Source organism: Nonomuraea sp. WAC 01424 (assembly GCF_003947315.1).
GTDB lineage: Bacteria > Actinomycetota > Actinomycetes > Streptosporangiales > Streptosporangiaceae > Nonomuraea > Nonomuraea spiralis.
Genome location: NZ_QHHZ01000018.1, coordinates 63,749 through 82,952 on the forward strand (window position 1 = coordinate 63,749; position 19,204 = coordinate 82,952).

Annotated in this window: 19 protein-coding genes; 9 read left to right on the top strand and 10 right to left on the bottom strand. The window is 70.8% G+C overall.

The annotated features are described in order from the left end of the window. The first annotated feature begins 65 nt into the window (after nt 1-65). The gene (locus DMB42_RS40620; RefSeq protein WP_396985209.1) at nt 66-995 is read left to right on the top strand and encodes a D-alanyl-D-alanine carboxypeptidase family protein; all 930 of its coding nucleotides are present in this window, start codon (nt 66-68) and stop codon (nt 993-995) included. Nucleotides 996-1,007: 12 nt separating this feature from the next. On the opposite strand, the gene DMB42_RS40625 is transcribed toward DMB42_RS40620, so the two are convergent. Both DMB42_RS40625 and DMB42_RS40630 read right to left on the bottom strand, forming a co-directional pair. Then, entirely contained in the window at nt 1,008-2,027 is a 1,020-nt protein-coding gene (locus DMB42_RS40625; RefSeq protein WP_260478234.1) for a YihY/virulence factor BrkB family protein, read from the bottom strand. A gap of 30 nt (nt 2,028-2,057) precedes the next feature. Next, nucleotides 2,058-3,335, bottom strand: coding sequence for an amidohydrolase family protein (locus tag DMB42_RS40630; protein ID WP_125644394.1), 1,278 nt, complete (start codon nt 3,333-3,335; stop codon nt 2,058-2,060). Nucleotides 3,336-3,396: 61 nt separating this feature from the next. Here DMB42_RS40630 and DMB42_RS40635 point away from each other — a divergent pair, with 61 nt between their 5' ends. Next, the gene (locus DMB42_RS40635) at nt 3,397-3,903 is read left to right on the top strand and encodes a MarR family winged helix-turn-helix transcriptional regulator (protein ID WP_185845122.1); all 507 of its coding nucleotides are present in this window, start codon (nt 3,397-3,399) and stop codon (nt 3,901-3,903) included. Here the strand turns inward: DMB42_RS40635 and DMB42_RS40640 are convergent. Next, nucleotides 3,900-4,868, bottom strand: a complete 969-nt coding sequence (locus tag DMB42_RS40640) for a haloalkane dehalogenase (RefSeq protein ID WP_312024792.1) — start codon at nt 4,866-4,868, stop codon at nt 3,900-3,902. The genes DMB42_RS40635 and DMB42_RS40640 overlap by 4 nt on opposite strands. Here DMB42_RS40640 and DMB42_RS40645 point away from each other — a divergent pair. The 3 genes from DMB42_RS40645 to DMB42_RS40655 all read left to right on the top strand — a co-directional run bounded on the left by DMB42_RS40645 (nt 4,855) and on the right by DMB42_RS40655 (nt 6,951). Continuing rightward, nucleotides 4,855-5,328, top strand: coding sequence for a MarR family winged helix-turn-helix transcriptional regulator (locus tag DMB42_RS40645; RefSeq protein WP_125644400.1), 474 nt, complete (start codon nt 4,855-4,857; stop codon nt 5,326-5,328). The genes DMB42_RS40640 and DMB42_RS40645 overlap by 14 nt on opposite strands. 135 nt (nt 5,329-5,463) lie before the next feature. After that, nucleotides 5,464-6,654 carry a helix-turn-helix domain-containing protein gene (locus DMB42_RS40650; RefSeq protein WP_125644402.1) on the top strand — a complete coding sequence of 397 codons (1,191 nt, stop codon included), beginning with the start codon at nt 5,464-5,466 and terminating at the stop codon, nt 6,652-6,654. An 87-nt stretch (nt 6,655-6,741) separates the two neighbouring features. Beyond that, on the top strand, nt 6,742-6,951 hold the full coding sequence (locus DMB42_RS40655; protein WP_125644404.1) for a hypothetical protein: 210 nt from the start codon (nt 6,742-6,744) through the stop codon (nt 6,949-6,951). 51 nt (nt 6,952-7,002) lie between these two features. Here the strand turns inward: DMB42_RS40655 and trpS are convergent, their stop codons facing one another. Beyond that, complete coding sequence (gene trpS, locus DMB42_RS40660; protein WP_125644406.1) at nt 7,003-8,007, bottom strand: tryptophan--tRNA ligase; 1,005 nt, start codon at nt 8,005-8,007, stop codon at nt 7,003-7,005. Nucleotides 8,008-8,021: 14 nt separating this feature from the next. Continuing rightward, complete coding sequence (locus DMB42_RS40665; protein WP_125644408.1) at nt 8,022-9,335, bottom strand: hemolysin family protein; 1,314 nt, start codon at nt 9,333-9,335, stop codon at nt 8,022-8,024. An 86-nt stretch (nt 9,336-9,421) separates the two neighbouring features. On the opposite strand from DMB42_RS40665, the gene galE reads away from it, so the two are divergent. Then, a complete protein-coding gene (gene galE / locus DMB42_RS40670) occupies nt 9,422-10,372 on the top strand; it encodes a UDP-glucose 4-epimerase GalE (RefSeq protein WP_125644410.1) in 951 nt (316 codons plus the stop codon). A 217-nt stretch (nt 10,373-10,589) separates the two neighbouring features. After that, complete coding sequence (locus tag DMB42_RS40675; protein WP_125644412.1) at nt 10,590-11,822, top strand: MFS transporter; 1,233 nt, start codon at nt 10,590-10,592, stop codon at nt 11,820-11,822. Between the two features lie 27 nt (nt 11,823-11,849). Here DMB42_RS40675 and DMB42_RS40680 read toward each other — a convergent pair whose 3' ends face one another. From DMB42_RS40680 to DMB42_RS40695, 4 genes are all read right to left on the bottom strand, one after another. Next, a complete protein-coding gene (locus DMB42_RS40680; RefSeq protein ID WP_125644414.1) occupies nt 11,850-12,824 on the bottom strand; it encodes a malate dehydrogenase in 975 nt (324 codons plus the stop codon). Nucleotides 12,825-12,879: 55 nt separating this feature from the next. Next, on the bottom strand, nt 12,880-14,979 hold the full coding sequence (locus DMB42_RS40685; RefSeq protein ID WP_125644416.1) for a serine/threonine-protein kinase: 2,100 nt from the start codon (nt 14,977-14,979) through the stop codon (nt 12,880-12,882). 133 nt (nt 14,980-15,112) lie between these two features. Continuing rightward, nucleotides 15,113-16,141: a polysaccharide deacetylase family protein gene (locus DMB42_RS40690; protein WP_185845123.1), complete on the bottom strand. Its 1,029-nt coding sequence runs from the start codon at nt 16,139-16,141 to the stop codon at nt 15,113-15,115. A gap of 150 nt (nt 16,142-16,291) precedes the next feature. Continuing rightward, a complete protein-coding gene (locus tag DMB42_RS40695; protein WP_185845124.1) occupies nt 16,292-16,786 on the bottom strand; it encodes an SgcJ/EcaC family oxidoreductase in 495 nt (164 codons plus the stop codon). An 84-nt stretch (nt 16,787-16,870) separates the two neighbouring features. On the opposite strand from DMB42_RS40695, the gene DMB42_RS40700 reads away from it, so the two are divergent. After that, nucleotides 16,871-17,311: a MarR family winged helix-turn-helix transcriptional regulator gene (locus tag DMB42_RS40700; RefSeq protein ID WP_221762572.1), complete on the top strand. Its 441-nt coding sequence runs from the start codon at nt 16,871-16,873 to the stop codon at nt 17,309-17,311. A gap of 95 nt (nt 17,312-17,406) precedes the next feature. Next, a complete protein-coding gene (locus DMB42_RS40705; protein WP_125644420.1) occupies nt 17,407-17,922 on the top strand; it encodes a pyridoxamine 5'-phosphate oxidase family protein in 516 nt (171 codons plus the stop codon). A gap of 15 nt (nt 17,923-17,937) precedes the next feature. On the opposite strand, the gene lysA is transcribed toward DMB42_RS40705, so the two are convergent. Then, complete coding sequence (gene lysA / locus DMB42_RS40710; protein WP_260478235.1) at nt 17,938-19,173, bottom strand: diaminopimelate decarboxylase; 1,236 nt, start codon at nt 19,171-19,173, stop codon at nt 17,938-17,940. Nucleotides 19,174-19,204: the final 31 nt, after the last annotated feature.

A 19,204-nucleotide genomic window follows, 5' to 3' on the forward strand; every position in this document is an offset into this window, starting at 1 on the left:
TGGTGCACCCGGAAGGCGTCAAGGCGCCACCCAAGAGCAAGGCTACTTCCTACGTCATCGCGGACGTGGAGACGGGCCAGGTACTCGCCGCGAAGGACGCCCACGGGCGCTACCTGCCCGCGAGCACGCTCAAGACGCTCACCGCCCTGACGCTCCTGCCGAAGCTCGACAAGAACCGCAAGATCCGGCCCAGCCAGAACGCCTGCAACCAGGAGGGCACGGCGGTTGGGCTGACGCCCAAGATGACGTACAAGGTGGACGACCTGTTCCGCGCGCTGATGATGTCGTCGGGGAACGACGCGGCCATGGCGCTGGCCGAGACGAACGGCGGCGTCCCGCAGACCATGCGCGACATGAACGCCGAGGCCAAGCGGCTCCAGGCGTACGACACGGTGGCGAAGACGCCGAGCGGCCTGGACAAGCCCGGTCAGAGCAGTTCGGCGTACGACCTGGCGCTGATCGCCCGCGCCGGCCTCGCGAACCCCGATTTCCGCCGATATATCAGCACAAAGACCGCGAAGTTTCCGGCGCCCAAGGACTACTACGAGATCAGCAACCACAACAAGCTGCTCTGGCGCTACCAGGGCATGATCGGCGTCAAGAACGGCTGGACCTCGAAGGCGCAGGGCAGCTTCGTCGGCGCGGCCACCCGCGGCGGCCACACGGTCCTCGTCACGATCATGCGGCACGAGGGCTACTTCTGGGACGAGGTGGCCAAGCTGCTCGACTGGGGTTTCTCCGTCAGAGGCAAGGTGACCCCGGTCGGACAGCTCGTCGATCCCGTGCCCGACCAGGTGCGGGCCGCCCCGCAGGCGTCGGCCCCGGTCTCGCGGGTGACGCCGGCCGCCCAGCCGCCGCTGCTCGACGCCGCCGCCTCGAAGCAGACCGACTCCACCCGTACGGTCGGGTCGGCCGTGATCGGCGGCGGCCTGCTGTTCGGGCTGATCTGGCTCGGCTTCGGCATCCGCCGCAAGCGCAACCAGTCACGTCTCTGACCCCCGTACGGGTCACGGCTCCGAGGTCGGGCGCGGGGTCGCGCCCTTGCACTCGGGGGCCGGGCCGCGCAGCGATCGTGGGTCGGCGACCGGGCCCCCCAGTGGGTCGCCGATCGACGGGATCGGCGACGGCGACGGCGGCGGGCACAACCCGGTGGTGGACGTCCACGAGGCGGCGAACAGTACGAGCCTGGCGGAGAAGTTCATCCACACCAGCAGTCCAACGGTGGCGGCGAACGCGCCGTAGATCGGGTTGCTCAGCGTGGTGCTGAGCAGCAGGCTCGCCGCCTGCTTGAGCAGCCCGAACCCGATCGCGCCGAGCAGCGCCCCCCGAACGATGACCTTGAACGGCTCGGCGGGCTTGGCCACCCAGCCGAGCAGGATCACGAACAGCACCCAGTCGGCCACGACGCTCGCCACCACGACGAAGATCCGGAACCCCTGGGTGCTGAGCAGCGAGTTGTCGCCGAAGACGGCGTCGAGCACCTTGTCCGTGACCGTGGTCGCGGCCCCCGACACCAGCGCGGAGGCGACCAGCGTCGTCCCGAGCAGGACGACCGAGATCAGGTCCCGCAGCTTGCCCAGGAAGAAGTTCGGGGGCGGCACGGTGGTCATCGACATCTCGCGCAGGGCCGCGCGCAGGGCGGGCATCGCGCCGAGGCCGGCGTACAGGAGGCCGAAGAGGCCGATGATGCCGGCGGTCGTCCTGGCGCTGGCGATCTGGTCCAGTCTGAGGTCGGCCGCGATGCCGGGCAGCCGTTCTGTGATGGCGGTCTCCAGCGCCTCCCTGGTCGCGCTGCTGGCGTCGAGGGTGTAGCCGAGCACCGCGTAGCCGAGCGCGAGCAGCGGGAAGAAGGACAGGAAGCAGAAGTAGGTGACCGAGCCGGCCAGCCGGTCGCCCCTCTGGATCTGGTAGCGGCGTACGGCCCTGACCAGGTGGTCGATCCACAACCTGCGGACGCGCCAGTGGTCGAGCGTCCTGCGCCCCCAGGCCCGTACCGACTCGATCCGCTCGGTCAGACTCGCCAACACGTCCTCACACCTCCGGCCGGAGGCGATTGATCACCTCGTCACAGTGCCGGCCGATTCTGCCAGCGCCGCGAGGACCGCCGCCAGGTCCTGGTGGAGCATCTGCCCATCCCGCTTGACCACACGCCCGCCCACCAGCACTGTTTCCACCGCGCTCGGGCCTGCGTTGAGCACCACCGCGGCGATCGGGTCGTGCGCCGCCGCCATGCCGAGCGTGTCCGTACGCAGCAGCAGCACGTCGGCCTGCTTGCCCGGCCGCAGCGAGCCCACGACGTCGCCCAGCCCGACCACCTCGGCGCCCTCGACGGTGGCCATGCGCAGCACGTCCCGGGTGGTGAAGCCGGTGCCCGCGCCGTCCGGACGGCCGCGCTCCAGCAGGTACGCCGCCCGCATCAGGCTGAACATGTCACCCGGCGCGCAGGTCACCGTGTCGATGCCGAGACCGGTCGGGACGCCCGCCGCCCTGGCCCGTCCGCTGACCGGGTAGCCGATGCCGAGCGTCATCTCGTCGACCGGCGAGACCGACACGCTGCCCCCGCTGCCCGCGATGCGCTTGAACTCCTCGTCGGTGTAGTGGTTGGCGTGCACGAACGTCGTACGGGGGCGCAGCAGCCCGTTCGCTTCCAGGAACGCCAGCCCGCGCGCGGCGCTGTCCGGGCCCTGGCCACCCATGTGAACGGTGACCGGCAGGTCGAGCTCGCTCGCCAGACGCCACTCCGCCAGGGCGTGCGCCTCGTCCACGATCTCCGGCCCGAGCGCGGCGACGACCATGGTGACCAGGCCGCCGCCCGCGCCGAAGTGCTCGTCGTGCACCCGGCGGCCCTCGCGGACGAGCGCGCCCGGGTCGCCGCCGTGGCAGTAGCCGAGCACGGCCCTGATCCCGGAGTCGCGCAGCGCCCGCACGGTGGCCTCGGTGTGGCCGGGCGAGAGCTGGATGTGGGACCAGTCGAGCAGCGTGGTGACGCCGGTGTCGAGGCATTCCAGGGCGCCGGCCAGGTTGCCCGCGTAGACATCCTCGGGGCGGTAGGCGGGGGCCAGCTCGTTGAGTATGCGGCGCAGGTAGCCGTCGAAGGTGAGGTCGGCGGCGACCGCCCTGATGCCGGTCTGCCAGGTGTGCCGGTGGGTGTCGACGAACCCGGGCAACACGATCCGGCCGGTGGCGTCGATCACCTCGGCGTCCGGGTCGTCGGGCAGGCCGGGGCCCACCTCGGCGATCAGGCCGTCCTCGACGCGCACGTCCACCTGGCCGAGCACCACGGGCTCCGGCTCGGTGTCGATCACGGTGCCGTTCTTGATCAGGAGAGTTGTCATGGCGAAAAGCTTAACTAGAAGCTTTTTAGAAAGCAATCTGGCGATGGGTATCCTCGATGGCGTGAGACCGGACGAGATCGACGCGATGGTGCCCCGCTGGACGGAGTCGGGGTTGTCGTCGTCGCTCATCGCCAGTTTGGAGCTGAGCAAGCGCCTGTCCCGGCTGCACATGGTCTTCGAGCAGGCGATCAAGGCCGAGCTGACCGAGCTGGGGCTGACCTACGCCGAGTTCGACGTGCTGGCCGCGCTCGCCCGCACACCGGCGCCCCACCGGATGAAACCGAGCGAGCTGACCAAGGCGCTGCTGCTGACCTCCGGGGGCACCAGCAACGTGCTCCAGCGCCTGACGGCGGCGGGCTACGTCGAGCGGGAGGCCAACGCGGGCGACGCGCGCAGCCGCTGGGTGCAGCTCACGGCCGAGGGCCACCGGGTGGCGCTGGCGGCGCTCGACGCCTCGTCACGGGCGCACGAGGAGGTGCTGGCCGGGGTGCCCGAGGCGGACGTCCGGGCGGCGGCCGACGCGCTGCGCGAGGTGCTGGGGCTCCGCGGCCGCCGCCGGTTCCGCTAGCTCGGGCGCAGCGCGTGGCGGCCGGCCCATGAGCTGATCGCCGCCGCGATGGCCTCGGGCTGGTCCTCCGGCGCGTGGTGACCGGCCGGGCCCAGGTGCTCGATCTCCAGGGCCGCGATGTTGCGCGCGCACCAGTCGAGCACCTCGCCCTGGATGAGCAGGGTCGGCGAGGAGTCGAAGGTGAGCAGCAGCTTGGGCACGTCGTCACTGGCCGCCAGCCACTTGTCGTAGCGCTCGACCGCCTCGGCCACGTCGGCCGGGTCGCCGTCGAGCGGGATCGAACGCGCCCACTGCAGCAGCGGCCTGCGGCTCTCCCTGGTCGCGTACGCCTCCAGGTACGGCCGCAGCTCCTCCTCGGAGAGCGGGTTCAACACCCCGCCCGTGTACGCCGTCCGCACCAGGAAGTCGTCGTCGAGCACCAGCCGCTCCCCCTCCTCGCTCCTGATCAGCTCACTGCGGGCACGCGGCCCCTCACCCAGCTCGCTCCAGCTCATCGGCCGCACGATGGTCTCGAAGAAGGCCACCCCGCGCACCCGCTCCGGATGCCGCGCCGCCCAGTCGAAGGCCAGCGCGCCGCCCCAGTCGTGCCCGACCAGCACCACGTCCTCCAGCCCGAGCCGGTCGAACCAGGCGTCCAGGTAACGGGCATGGTCGGTGAACCGGTAGTCGATGTCGGGCTTCCCCGAACGGCCCATGCCGATCAGGTCGGGAGCCAGCAACCGGCCGGGGCCGCCCACGGCGGGAAGCACGTTGCGCCACAAGTGGGAGGAGTTCGGATTTCCGTGCAGGAAGACGATCGGGGCGCCCTCGCCCCGGTCCTCGTAATAGATGGTCGAGTCCAGCACATCGACAACAGGCATGACGACCTCTTTCGTTCGTCTTACTAACGTTTGTGGCACTAATGAAGTTACATCGTTAGTGCGACTAACGCAACAGGGTAGGATCGCCGGCATGAGCCACGACATGACCGACGCCGGCGACCAGGCCGCCCCCGCCCGCCTGCGCGGCCTGCCGAGCCGGTTGCTCGCGCACGTCGCGATGCAGGCCGACCGGCTGGTCAGCGACCGGCTCGCGCGCGCCGACGCGCGCAAGTGGCACTACGCGGTGCTGGTCGCGCTACGCGAGTCCGGCCCCGCCAGCCAGGCCGAGCTGAGCCGGCGCACCGGCATCTACCGCAGCGACATGGTCGCGCTGCTCAACGAGCTGGCCGAGCGCGACCTCGTCGAGCGCGCGCCCGACCCCGCCGCCCGCCGGCGCAACGTGATCTCCATGACCGAACGCGGGCGCGACCGGCTCACCCGGCTCGACGGGCTGGTCGACGCCGTCCAGGACGAGGTGCTGGCGCCCCTGAGCGAGGCCGAGCGCGACCAGCTCGTCGGCCTGCTCGCACGGCTGCGCGACCACCACACCCGACCGTCCCAATAGTGGGCAAAGAACCGTAAAAGCCCAGGCGTGGGAGGTTGCCGACGTACCTCCTGACCAGGGGGGAACGCATGGCAGGGCCGGTCCGGGCACCCTAGCCTGTGGGGGGTTGGGACCGAGCCAGGAGGCGCCACCCCCATGACCGAAATCAGCACCGGGCAGATGGTCAGGCTCCAGCGCGAACGAAGGGGCATGAGCACCACCGCGCTGGCGACCCAGTCCGGCTGCACCACCCGCCACATCGAACTGATCGAACATGGCAAACGCACCCCCTCGCTGCCCCTTCTCCGCGAGATCGCCAAGGTCCTCGGCGTACGGACCGCCGTGCTCCTCGGCGAGACCCCCCGCGACTCCCACGAGCCCAGCAGGCCGCAGATCCGCGACATCGAGCGGGCCCTGTTCGCCTGCCGCACCCGCGAGCCCGACCTCGAACCGCCCGACGCCGGGCAACTGTCGGAACGGGTGACAGCGGCGCGCAACGCCTGGTTCACCTCGGCCCGGCGGTACTCGATCCTGATGGCCGCGCTGCCCTCGCTGGTCTCCGACGCCGAGAGCCTGGTGGCCGAGCGCACGGCCTCGGCCTACAGCGTGGCGACGGACGCGTACATGCTGGCGAGGGGCGTGCTCAAACACCTGCAGCGGGTCGATCTCGCCCACCTGGCCGCCGACCGGGCCATGCGGTACGCCGAGGAGTCCGCCGACCCGCTGATGCTCGCCTGGGCCCACTGGAACCTCGGCCAGTCGATGCTCTCCGACGACATGCACCAGATCGCCCACGACGTGGCCAGGCGCGGCATCGAGCTCCTCGAACCCCATGTGGCCGACGGCGACGTACGGCACATCAAGGCGCTCGGCGCGCTGCACCTGCTGGCCGCCATCAGCGCGGCCCGCGGCGGCGACGACGACCAGGCCAGGGAGACCGTACGCGGCACCGCGGCCAAGCTCGCCGACCGCGCGGACGACCACTCAGGCGCCTACGACCTGGCCTTCTTCGGCCCCACCAACGTGGCCATCCACATGGCCAGCATCGAGAACGACACCGGCCGCCCCGAGGACGTGCTGCGGCTCGCCGACGACATCGACATCCGCCGGACCCCCTCCATCGAGCGGCGCACCACCCACCTGTGCCACGTCGCCCGCGCCTGCGAGGACCTGGGGGACGACGCCGCGAGTCTGGTCTACCTGCTGCGGATCGAGCGCGAGAGCCCCGAGGAACTCGACCACAAGCTGCTGCTGCGGGAGATGGTCCGTTCGCTGGTCCGCCGCGCCAGGCCGTCGTGGGCGCCGGAGGTGCGCTTCCTCGCCGAACGCCACAACATCGACGTGTAGGACGAACTCTCAGTTCGCCGATTCCGAACAGGGAGATCTGTCGCCGCGGTTCGTCACTGTGAGCCGCCGGAGTGGCACTGTGCGTCCATGACCAGAATTCCAAGCGCCGACGTCGTCATGGAACGCCTGCTGGAGGAGGCGGTCCGGGAGTTCCCCGGCTGGGCGTTCAGCCGGGGACGATCGGGCTGGACCGCCGTGTCCGGCGACGTCCGGCTCACCGGCCGGAGCCTGGCCGCGCTGCGCGCCCGCCTGCGCGTCCGGCCCCTCGACCGGTCACCGGCGCAGCCGGGCCGCTGAAGGACGGCAGCCCTTCAGCGACCGGAGCTCAGGCCCGCCGTCCCTCAGCGGTCAGAGCTTGGGCAGGAAGCCCACGCGGTCGCGGACCTCGGCCATCGTCCGCCGGGCCACGGCAGCGGCGCGCTCGGCGCCGACGGCCAGCAGGCGGTCGAGCTCGACCTCGTCGGCCAGCAGCTTCTCCGTGCGCTCCCGGATCGGCGTGAACGCCTCCACGACCGCCTCGGCCACGTCCTTCTTGAACGTGCCGTAGCCCTGGCCCTCGTAACGGGCGACCAGGTCGGGGATGGGAGTGCCGGTCAGCGCCGACTGGATGCGCAGCAGGTTGGAGATGCCCGGCTTGTTCTCCTCGTCGAACAGGACCTCGGAGCCCGTGTCGGTCACCGCGCGCATGACCTTCTTGCGCAGCGGCCCCGGCTGCTCCAGCACGTCGAGGATGCCCGCCGGGCTGGAGGACGACTTCGACATCTTCGCCGTCGGGTCCTGGAGGTCGGTGATCTTCTCGACCTCCTTGAGGATGTACGGGTCGGGCAGCGTGAAGGTGTCGCCGAAGCGGTGGTTGAAGCGCTGGCCCAGGTCGCGGGTGAGCTCCAGGTGCTGCTTCTGGTCGGCCCCGACCGGCACGGCGTTGGCCTGGTAGAGCAGGATGTCCGCGGCCTGGAGGATCGGGTACGTGAACAGCCCGACGCTGGCCGCGCTCTCGCCGAACTTGGCCGACTTGTCCTTGAACTGCGTCATCCGGGCGGCCTCGCCCATGCCCGTGAGGCAGATCAGGATCCAGGCGAGCTCGGTGTGCTCGCGCACGTGCGACTGCACGAAGACGGTCGAGCGCTCGGCGTCGAGCCCGGCGGCGAAGAGCTGCGCGGCGGCCACCCGGCTGCGCCTGCGCAGGGCGGCGGGCTCGGTCGGCACGGTGATCGCGTGGAGGTCGACCACGCAGTAGAAGGCGTCGTGGGTCTCCTGCATGGTGACCCACTGACGGACCGCACCCAGGTAGTTGCCCAGGTGGAAGGAGTCCGCGGTGGGCTGGATGCCGGAGAGAACACGAGGTCTGGCCATAGCACGCAATTGTGTCAGGAATCCTGGTCGGGCGGCGACTCGGCGACCGCCCGGCGTTTCACCCTCACCCGCGCGATCCGGCGCCCGTCCAGCTCGGTGATCGTGAGCTCGAAGCCGGGGATCTCCACCCGCTCGCCGGCGCCCGGAACGTGGCCCAGCATGGCCATCACGAACCCGGCCAGCGTCTCGTAGGGGCCGTCCGGCAGGCGTACGCCGGTCTCGGCGGCGAAGTCGTTGAGGTTGGTCAGGCCGTCGATCTCGATCTCGCCTGCGGGCAGGACGACGACGTCCTCCTCGACGTCGTACTCGTCCCTGATGTCGCCGATCAGCTCCTCGACCAGGTCCTCCATGGTGACGATGCCGGCGGTGCCGCCGTACTCGTCGACCACGATGGCCAGGTGCTGGCCCTCGGCGCGCATCTCGTTCAGGGTGGTCAGCAGGCGCTTGGAGGCGGGCACGAACTTGGCCGGCCGGATCGGCACGACCGCGCTGATGGGCTCGGTACGCCCGATCAACTCGGGATCGAGCAGGTCGCGTACGTGGACGAAACCGATGATCTCATCGTATGACTCGCGGTACACGGGGAAGCGGGAGTGCGGGAGCGCGGCGGCCAGGCCGGCGGCCTCGGCCAGCGGCGTCTCGGCGTCCATGAACTCGACCTCGGTGCGGGGCAGCATGACCTCGCGGAGCTGGCGCTTGCCGGCGGCGAACACCTCGGCGATGAGCTTGCGCTCGTCGGCGGTCAGCTCGGCGTGCCCGACGACCATGTCCCGCAGTTCCTCGGTGGTGACCTCCTCGCGGTCGGCCTCCGGGTTGCCGCCGAGCAACCGGACCACCAGGTCGGTCGACTTCGACAACATCCAGATGAGCGGGCGCGACAGGGCGGCGATCCGGTCCAGGAAGGGGGCGACGAACAGCGACAGGCCCTCCGACCGCTGCAGGGCCAGCCGCTTGGGGGCCAGCTCGCCGAGCACCAGCGAGACGTACGAGATGGCCAGCGTCACCAGCACGAGCGCGAGCACGGGCGCGACGGAGTGCGGCACTCCCCAGCGTTCGAGCAGCGGGACGAGCTCCATGCCCAGCCGGTCGGCGCCGAAGGCGGCCGAGAGCATCGTGGCGACGGTCACGCCGATCTGCACGGCCGACAGGAAGCGGTTGGGGTCGCGGGCGAGCTTGGCCACCCGCTCGCCCCTGCGGCCGCGCCCTTCGAGCTTGCGGACCTGGCTCTCCCGCAGCGAGACCATCGCGATCTCGGCACCGGCGAAGAACCCGCCGACCAGGATGAAGAGCAGGACCAGGGCGATGTTCGCCCCGAGGGTGTCAAACATGGTGGTTGGCAGCGTACTCGGCGGGTTTCCCGCGTATGCTGAACGGCAAGCCGTACAAAATCAAACATATGTAAACAGGAGTACACATGAGGCTGTTGGTCACCGGAGGCGCCGGGTACGTCGGCAGCGTCGTCGCGGCGCAGCTCATCGAGGCCGGGCACGAGGTGACCGTGCTCGACGACCTGTCCACTGGCCACGAGGACGCGGTGCCCGAGGGCGCGCGGTTCGTCCGTGAGTCGATCACGCGGGCCCACGACGCGCTCGACGGCATGGACGCCGTGCTGCACTTCGCGGCCAAGTCGCTGGTCGGCGAGTCGGTGCAGAAGCCGGGCCTCTACTGGGCCCACAACCTGGGCGGCACCCTGGCCCTGCTCGACGCCATGCGCGACAAGGGCGTGCGCCGGATCGTCTTCTCCTCCACGGCGGCCACGTACGGCGAGCCCGAGCGCTCCCCGATCGAGGAGGACGACCCGACGCGCCCGACCAACCCCTACGGCGCCTCCAAGCTGGCCGTGGACACCGCCCTCAGCGCCTACGCGGGCGTGCGCGGGCTCGGCGCGGTCAGCCTGCGCTACTTCAACGTGGCCGGCGCCTACGGCCGCTTCCGCGAGCGGCACGCCGTCGAGACCCACCTCATCCCCAACGTGCTCAAGGTCGCCACCGGCGAGCGCGACTCGGTGAGCGTGTTCGGCACCGACTACCCCACCCAGGACGGCACCTGCGTACGCGACTACGTGCACGTCGGCGACCTGGCGCGGGCACACCTGCTGGCCTTGGAGGCGATCGCCGAGGGCGAGCACAAGATCTACAACCTGGGCAGCGGCACCGGCTTCAGCGTGCAGGAAGTGATCTCGGTCTGCCGCGAGGTCACCGGCCACGAGATCCCGGTCGTCGTCGGGGAGCGGCGGGCCGGCGACCCGGCCGTCCTGGTGGCCTCCTCCACCCGGATCCAGCGGGACCTCGGCTGGAAGGCCGAGCGGGCGGAACTGCGGGACATCGTCTCGGACGCGTGGACAGCACTTTCCGGGAATGCCTAATGCGGACGGCGATTATGTGCTGTGATACCGAAATGTGAGGAGCTTTTCACCAAGGGTCACGAAGCTGGTCTTGGGTGCCCTCATCCTGCTGGGCAGCCTCACGGCGGCGGCCGGGGTGATCTTCGCCACCTCCCAGCCCGCGCCGGCCGCCCAGCCCTCTCCCCCGTGCCCGGGGGTGGACAAATAGTAAATTTCGGGTGACCAGTAACCTTTCGCCGTGTCACTCCTCCCCGAGAGCGGGCCCGTGCGGGCGCTCACGTACGCCACACTCCTGCGTTCCGTCGGGCGCGGCCTGTTCGTCACCGTGAGCGTGTTGTTCTTCAAGCTGTCGGTGGGCCTGTCGGACGGCGAGATCGGGCTGGGGATGACGATCGCCGCGGCCGTCGGGCTCGTCGCCGGGCTGCCCGCCGGGCGGCTGGCCGACCTGGCCGGGCCGCGGGGCGTGCAGATCGCCTTCGCCGCCGCGGGTGGGGTGCTGGTGTCGGCGTACGCGCTGGTGACGGGGTTCGCCGGGTTCGTCCTGGTGGCCGCTCTGGTGACGTTCACCGAGGCGGCCGAGAGCACCGCGCGGGCGGCGCTGGTCGGGGGCGCGGTGCCGGGGCCCGACCGGGTGCGGGTGCGCGCGTATCTGCGGGCGGTGACCAACGTCGGCTGGTCGGTCGGTGGGCTCGGCGCGGGGGCGGCGCTGCACTTCGACAGCAGGCCGGTGTACCTGGGGATGATCTTCGGGTGCGCGCTGTGCTACCTCGGGAGCGCGGCCCTGACGTTCCGGGTGCCGCCGGTCGAGCCGGTGCCGCGGAAGGCGGGCGAACCGGTCTGGATCGTGCTGCGCGACCGGCCGTACGCGGTGCTGGCGCTGCTCAACGCGGTGCTGTTCATGCAGAACGGGCTGCTCACCATCGCGATCCCGCTCTGGGTGGCCGGCCGTACGTCGGCGCCCACCTGGATGGTCGCGGCGCTCGCCATGGTCAACACCGTCACCGTCACGCTGTTGCAGGTGCGGCTCAGCCGCGGCACCGACGACGCGACGGGCGCGGCCCGCGCCCAGCGCCGCTCGGGCGTGTTCCTGCTGCTGGCGTGCGTGTTCCTGGCCCTGGCCGCCGGGCAGCCGGTCTGGGTGGCGGTGGTCGCGCTGCTCGGCGGCGCGCTGCTGCACGTCTTCGGGGAGCTGCTCCAGGCCGCCGGTTCGTGGGGGCTGTCGTACGAGCTGGCCCCGCAGCACGCCATCGGCCAGTACCAGGGCCTGTACGGGATGGGCCAGCAGGTGGCCAACATCGTCGTGCCCGCCGTCATGACCACGGTCATCGTCGGCTGGGGGCTGCCGGGCTGGTTGTTGTTCGGCGTGCTCTTTCTGGCGGCCGGGCTCGCCGTGCCGCCGGTGACCCGCTGGGCCGAACGCACCCGCGTCGCCGTACGCCCGCTCGGCACGGCCGGCGCGCGCCCCCGCTGAGCCGGGGACGCGCGTCCGGACCCGCGGTCAGATCAGGCCGAGCTCACGGACCGCGTCGCGCTCCTCGGCCAGCTCGCCCACGCTGGCGTCGATGCGCTCGCGGGAGAAGGCGTCGATCTCCAGGCCCTGGATGATCTCGTACCGGCCGTCGACGGAACGCACCGGGAAGGAGGAGATGAGCCCCTCGGGCACGCCGTACGAGCCGTCGGAGACGACGGCGGCCGAGGTCCAGTCGGTGCCGTTGACCCAGTCGTGGACGTGGTCGATCGCGGCGTTGGCGGCCGAGGCGGCCGAGGAGGCGCCACGGGCCTCGATGATGGCGGCGCCGCGCTTGGCGACCGTCGGGATGAACGTCTCGCGCAGCCACTCGCCGTCGACCTGGTCGGCCGCGACCTTGCCGCCGACCTCGGCGTGGAACAGGTCGGGGTACTGGGTGGCGGAGTGGTTGCCCCAGATCGTCATCTTCTTGATCTCGGTGACCGGGACCTGGAGCTTGGCGGCGAGCTGGGACAGCGCGCGGTTGTGGTCGAGGCGGGTCATCGCGGTGAAGCGCTCGGCCGGGACGTCGGGCGCGTTCTGCTGGGCGATGAGCGCGTTGGTGTTGGCCGGGTTGCCCACGACCAGGACCCGGATGTCGTCGGCGGCGTGCTCGTTGATCGCCTTGCCCTGGGGGCCGAAGATGCCGCCGTTGGCGCCGAGCAGGTCGCCGCGCTCCATGCCGGCCTTGCGCGGCATGGCGCCGACCAGCAGGGCGACGTTGGCGCCGGAGAAGGCGACGTTGGCGTCGTCGGTGATCTCGATGCCGGACAGCAGCGGGAACGCGCAGTCGTCGAGCTCCATGGCGGTGCCCTCGGCCGCCTTCACCGCCTGCGGGATCTCCAGCAGGCTCAGCTTGACCGGGACGTCAGCGCCGAGCAGCTGTCCCGACGCGATGCGGAACAGCAGTGCGTAGCCGATCTGACCGGCGGCCCCGGTGACGGTTACCTTGACGGGCGTGGCCATGGCCTTCCCCTAACTCGCGGGATGAATTCGTTGGACTTTCGGATGTTACCGCTCGTCATCCGCAGGGCTCCATCGCGGGCACCTTCAGCTCGGGCTCGAAGTCGACCCTGGCGAAGTGCCTGGTCAGGAGCTGCTTGATGGCGCCCTTGCGGTAGAGGTCGCCGATGACGCCCTTGACCGCCGTGCAGGTCTTGGCGTCGCCGTTCCTGATGCCGACCGCGTACCGCTCGTTGTTCAGCTTGGCGCCGAGGATCTTGTAGCGCATGTTCTCCCGGCTGGCGAACCCGGCCAGGATCAGGTCGTCGCCGGGCACCGCGTCCACCTTGCCCTGCCTGAGCAGGTCCATGCAGATGGCGTAGTTGCCGGCCATCACCGGCTCCACCTTCACCTTGTCCTGCACCGCGCCGACCGACGGGGAGTCGGGCGCGCAGATCTTGCGGCCCTTCAGGTCCTCCAGGGAGTCGATGTCCGTGCCCGCGCGGACCAGCACGTCGTTGTGGGCCACGTAGTACGGGCCGGCGAACTCGACCTCGCTCTTGTCCACCGAGTACGTGGCGACCACCAGATCGACCCTGCCGTCGGCCAGCGCGCCGGCCCGGTCGTCCCGGCTGACCCTGGTGAACGAGGTCTCCTCGGCCCCGAGCGCGGCGGCCAGGAGCTTGGCCACCTCGATGTCGAAACCGGCGAACTCGTCGCCGTTCTGCAGGCCGACGCCCGGCAGGTCGCCCTTCACACCGATCACGATCTTCCCGGTCTGGGCGACCTTGTCGATCACCGAGGCGAACGTGGCGGGCCGCGGCGACTTCCTGTCCGTCGGGGTCGGCACGACCTCACTCTTGAACGCCAGCGGCGACCAGCCGTTCGACATCGCCGCGAGGGCGGCGATCACCAGCATGACGAACGCGGCGGCCAGCGCGAGCCACACCTTGAGCCGCCGCCGGCCGGACGGCACAGGCTCCCCGGCGGGCGGCGGCACCGGCCCCTGCTCCGGCGGGAGCGTGTCCAGCCGCCCGGGGCCGGGCGGCACGGTCACCGGAGGGCTCTGCTGCCCGGTCGTGCGCTCCTGCCCCGTCTGCTGTCCCGTCTGCTGCCCGGACTGCTGCCCCGTCGCCCACTCCTGGCCCGTCTGCTGCCCGGTCACCCGCTCCTGGCCCGGGGCCGTGGCGGACGGCGGGCGGCCGGTTTGACCGGTGTGGGCAGTGTTGGCGGTCTGGCCGGTGTGGCCGGGCTGCGTGGCGGGCCGGTCGGTGATGGACGTGGCCGACACCCGGGTGAACGGCGTGGTGTCGTCGCCGGCCACCTGCACGCCCCTGGTGAGCACCGCCGTCGAGGCCCCGGCGGCCGTGCCGGTCTGCCCGAGCAGGCGCAGCAGGAGCTGGTCGGCCGAGGGCCGGTCGGCGGGCGACTTGGCCAGCGCCGAGCGCACCACGCCGCGCAGCGGCTCGTGCATCACCTCGACGTCGACCTCGTGGTTCAGGATGCGGTTGAGCACCACCGCGATCGACTTGCCCTCGAAGGCCGCCTTCCCGGTGGCCGCGAAGGCCATGGTGGCCCCCCAGGCGAACACGTCCGTGAAGGGCCCGATGTCGTCGCCGGCGATCTGCTCGGGCGCCATGTAGGCGGGCGTGCCGATCGCGCGGCTGGTGATCGTGCCGGTCGAGTCGATGATGCGGGCGATGCCGAAGTCGACCACGCGCGGCCCGTCGGCGGCGATGAGCACGTTGTCGGGCTTGAAGTCCCGGTGGACGATCGAGGCGTGGTGGATGGCGGTGAGCGCGGTGGCCGTGCCGATCGCCAGCCGGTCGAGCACGGTGCCGCTGAGCGGCCCGTCGGTCTCGACGATGTCGCGCAGCGCCCGCCCGTCGATGTACTCGCTCGCGATGTACGGCGTGTCGCCGTCGAGGTCGGCCTCCATCACCCGGGCGGTGCAGAAGGAGGCCACCCGCTGCGCCGCCTTCAACTCCCTGGCGAAACGTGACCTGGCGATCGTGTCCCCACTGAACTTCACGTGCAGGAGCTTGATCGCGGCCCGTTCCCCCTGCTCGTTGACGCCCAGGTAGACGATCCCCTGGCCACCTTCCCCGACCCGTCCGGACAGCCGGAACGATCCCAGCAGCGCTGGATCGCCCGCCACCAGCGGCGAGATCTGCGGCATTCGTCTATCCCCACGTTCACTGAACCCCAACCCCGCAAACTTTACGACGTTCAGCAACTTCTCAGGGATCCGTTAACCGTTCGTGACTCACCGGTTTTCCCGCAGACCTCGCCCACGGCGGCTCGCGGACACGTCAGTAGGGCAGGCTCCACGTGGTGAAGGACTTGCGCAGGTACGGGTTCTTGAACTTCGGGTACGCGACCGTGCTGACGTCGCCGTCAGAGGTGTACCGCATGTCCGGGTTGTTCTTGAGCCAGTCGAGCCACGCCTCCGAGCAGAACTGGGCGCAGTCGCCCTTCTTCTCCATGACCCGGATGCGCGGGATGCCGCCCGGGTCGAACGCCTTGCTGAACGGCGACGGCGCCGGCGTGTACCCGGCCAGGAACGCGCCGGCGTGGTTGTAGAGCTTGCCGTGCAGCGCCCACTCCTTCTTGGTCGGCTGGTTGCCGTACGGCAGGGCGATGGAGTTCGGCTTGACCTTGGTCAGGTCGTCGATCTGCTTGGCGATGCCGCCGATCTGGTCCTCGACCTCCTTCTCCGAACGTCCGTGCAGGTTGACGTGGTCGCGGGTGTGGTTGCCGATGTCGAAGCCGTTGTCCTTGAGCCAGCCCAGCGTCTGGGCCTGCTCCTCGCGTACGGTCTTGCCGAACATGTCGCGGGTGACGTAGAAGGTGGCGGCCGGGCGGAAGCCCGGGTGCTTGGCGGCCACCTCGCGCAGGATCGCCACGGCCGTGTCCGGCTGCGGGACGCCCATCTCGTTCAGGGTGAGCTGCGAGGGCGAGGAGTCGTCGAAGGTCAGGACCACGGGATGCTTGCCCGCCGGGATGTTGATCTTCCCGGTGACCATCTCCGAGGCGCTGATCGGGACGTAGTTGTCCCTGACCAGGCGTTCGAGGTCGGCGCGGAACTGCTGGGGCGTCCTGTCGTCGGTGGTGGCCGGGTTCTTGATGACCCGGTGGAACATCAGCACCGGGATCTGGCCCAGTTCGTTCGCCTTGACCTTGCGCGCCAGCGCGATCTTGGCCGTCTTGCTCTGCTTCAGCTTGGCCGCGGCCTCGGCCTTGCTGTCGGTGATCTTGGCGGTGTCGGGCGGCGAGTCGCACCCGGTCAGGACGACGGCGACCGCGAGCAGCCCCGCTCCTGTCAAAATACCCAGTCGCATCCGAACCCCCCGAGACGCGTACGACTGTTACAGGTTGGGCCTTACCCAGGTGATCAACTGCGCCACGCCGCGACCTCGTCAAAGAAGCGTCAGGGAATACGAAAAGGGGCGTCCAGGAGGGCGAGCGGGCGGGGGCGCCGCCGGTCGCGGTCAGCGCCGGCCGAGGCCCAGGCGGCGGGCGACCCGCGCCATCAGCTGCGACATCCTGGACGGGAACGCGCCCGGCTCCGGGACCGTGACCGGACGCACCCGGCCGTTGTGGATCGCGCCGATCCTCCAGCCCTCGCCGGTGCGCACCACGACGACGGTCTGCCGCGACAGCCGCCGCTTGGGCAGCGCGGACCGCCAGGGCATCAGGACGGAGCCCGTGCCGTGCACGACCGCCACGTCGGGGGTGAGGTAGCGGACCGACTCCAGGTCGCCGACCAGCGCCGAGCCGGCCAGGACGCCGCGGAAGAGCTGGTCGTGGTTGTGCTGGTGCTCGCGGCGGCCACGGGCGACGGTGCCGTCGTAGGAGACGTAATCGGAGTCGTCGGTGAACAGCGCGCCGAACGCCTGGGCGTCTCCCGCCGTCCAGGTCGCGAGGAGGTCGGCGAAGAGCTGCTCGATCTGGGCGGTGTCGGCGGGCAGGGTGGCCGTACGCATGGGGGCGCCTCCGGAAGTGATATCGTCGTTTCGACTTACGAAAAGTACGATACCAGAAAGATTCGAATGTCGAAACGTTCCGTCATGGGAGAGATCGCCACGGAGCTCCGGCAGTTGCAGCAGAGCTTCGACGCCTTCGACGAGGCCGTCACCGCCCGGCTCCGCCTCAACCGCACCGACCTGCGCTGCCTCGACGTGGTCCTGGCCTCGGGCCCGGTCGCCGCGGGCGGGCTCAGCCTCGCGCTGAAGCTCAGCCCGGCGGCCGTCACCACCGTCATCGACCGGCTGGAACGCGCCGGGATGGTGGCCCGCTCGCCCGACCCGGACAACCGCCGCCGGGTCCTGGTCGCCGCGACCGACGCCGCCCGCGCGGCCGAGGCCGAGATCTTCGTGCCCGTCGGCCAGGCGGGCGCGCGGGCGCTCCAGGAGTACGAGCCGGACCAACTGGCCGTCATCCTCGACTTCCTCCGTACGGCCCGCAGGGTTCAGGAGGAGCAGGCGGCCCGCGTCAGAGCCATGGACTGATCATCACCGAAACATGACACAGGATGTCGGCTTTCCGGCCGAGCATGGTCCCACCGGCCGGCGCGGACCGGCACGTACGAACGACAAGGACCTCCATGCTCGAAACCCCGAAAGAGCTCGACGAGCTCCAGGCCCTGCTCGACGCCTCGCTCTCCCGCTCCACCTCGCACCTGCGCTCGATCGTCGCGGCGAACACCATGGACGCGCGGCGGCTCACCCGGATCCTGACGGGCATGTGCACGCTGGCCCTGTCCACCGTGACGGCGAAGGGCGAGCCGCGGATCAGCGGCGCGGACGGCCACTTCCTGCACGGGACGTGGTTGTTCGGCACCGCGCGCGGGGCCGCCAAGGCCCGCCACCTCGCCGCGCGTCCCGCCGCCAGCGTCGCGCACATGCGCGGGGAGGACCTCGGCGTGTTCACGCACGGCAGGGTGGAGATCCTCAACCCCGAGCGGGGCGAGCCGGCCGCCGACTGGCCGGACCTGCTCGCCTACTTCAAGGACTTCTACGGCGCGGACGCCTTCGACTGGGACCGCGACGTGGTCTACTACCGGCTGCGCCCGCACTGGATGACCGTCTACGCCCCCGACCCCGCCAAGCTCGGGGTGTGAGGCCCCGAACGGCCGCTACAGGTAGAGCCGCAGCAGGTCCTCCTCGCTCTCGCGGCGGACGATGACCCGGGCCTCGCCGTCCCGCACCGCCACGACCGGGGGCCGCGGCACGTGGTTGTAGTTACTGGCCATCGAACGCTGGTAGGCGCCCGACACCGGTACGGCGAGCAGGTCGCCCGGCCGGACGTCCTCGGGCAGCGCGAGGTCCCTGACCAGCACGTCGCCGCTCTCGCAGTGCTTGCCGACCACGGTGTACACACCGGCCGGGGCATCGGAGGCGCGGTTGGCCAGCGAGGCGGTGTAGGCGGCGCCGTACATGCCGGGGCGGGGGTTGTCGCTCATGCCGCCGTTCACGCTGACGTACCGGCCCTTGATCGTGCCGATCTCGTAGAGGGCCACCGCGGACGGTCCCGCGATGGACCTGCCCGGCTCGACGGCCAGGCGCAGGCCCGCCGTCTCCTTCCTGAGCACCGCGAGCAGTTCGGCGGGCGTCGGCGGGGTGGGGTCGTCCGGCGTGTAGCCGATGCCGAGGCCGCCGCCCAGGTCGAGCCGCGTCACGCCGGTCTCGGCGGCGAAGTCGGCCATCCTGGCGGCGGCGGTGCCGAAGGCGTCCAGCTCGAAGATCTGCGAGCCGATGTGGGAGTGCAGGCCGTACAGCTCCAGCGAGGGCTCGGCGGTCACCCGCGTCACCGCGAGCGCCGCGGCGCCGGCGCTCAGCGAGAAGCCGAACTTGGAGTCCTCGCCGCCGGTGGCGATGAAGGCGTGGGTGTGCGGGTCGACGCCGGGCGTCACCCTGATCATCACCCGCTGCCGTACGCCCAGGGAGGCGGCGATCCCGGCGAGCCTGGCGATCTCGGTGAAGGAGTCGACGACCACACAGCCGATGCCCCACGCGACGGCCCTGCGCAGCTCGTCGGCGGACTTGTTGTTGCCGTGGAAGACGACCCGCTCGGGCGGCATCCCACCGGCCATGGCCACGGCGAGCTCACCACCCGTGCAGACGTCGAGGGACAGGCCCAGCCGGTCGAGCCAGCGCACCACCTCGGGACAGAGGAACGCCTTGCCGCCGTAGTGCACGTCGCCGTCGGGCAGCGCGTCCAGCCACGACCTGGCGCGGGCGGTGAAGTCGGCCTCGTCCAGCACGTACGTGGGCGTGCCGTGCACCCGGGCCAGTTCGACCGCGCCGACACCGCCGAGATGCAGCTCCCCGTCGTGCCAGGCGGCGGTCCGGGGCCAGATGTCCAAGCTCATGAGGCGCGAGCGTAAGCAACCACGACGCCTG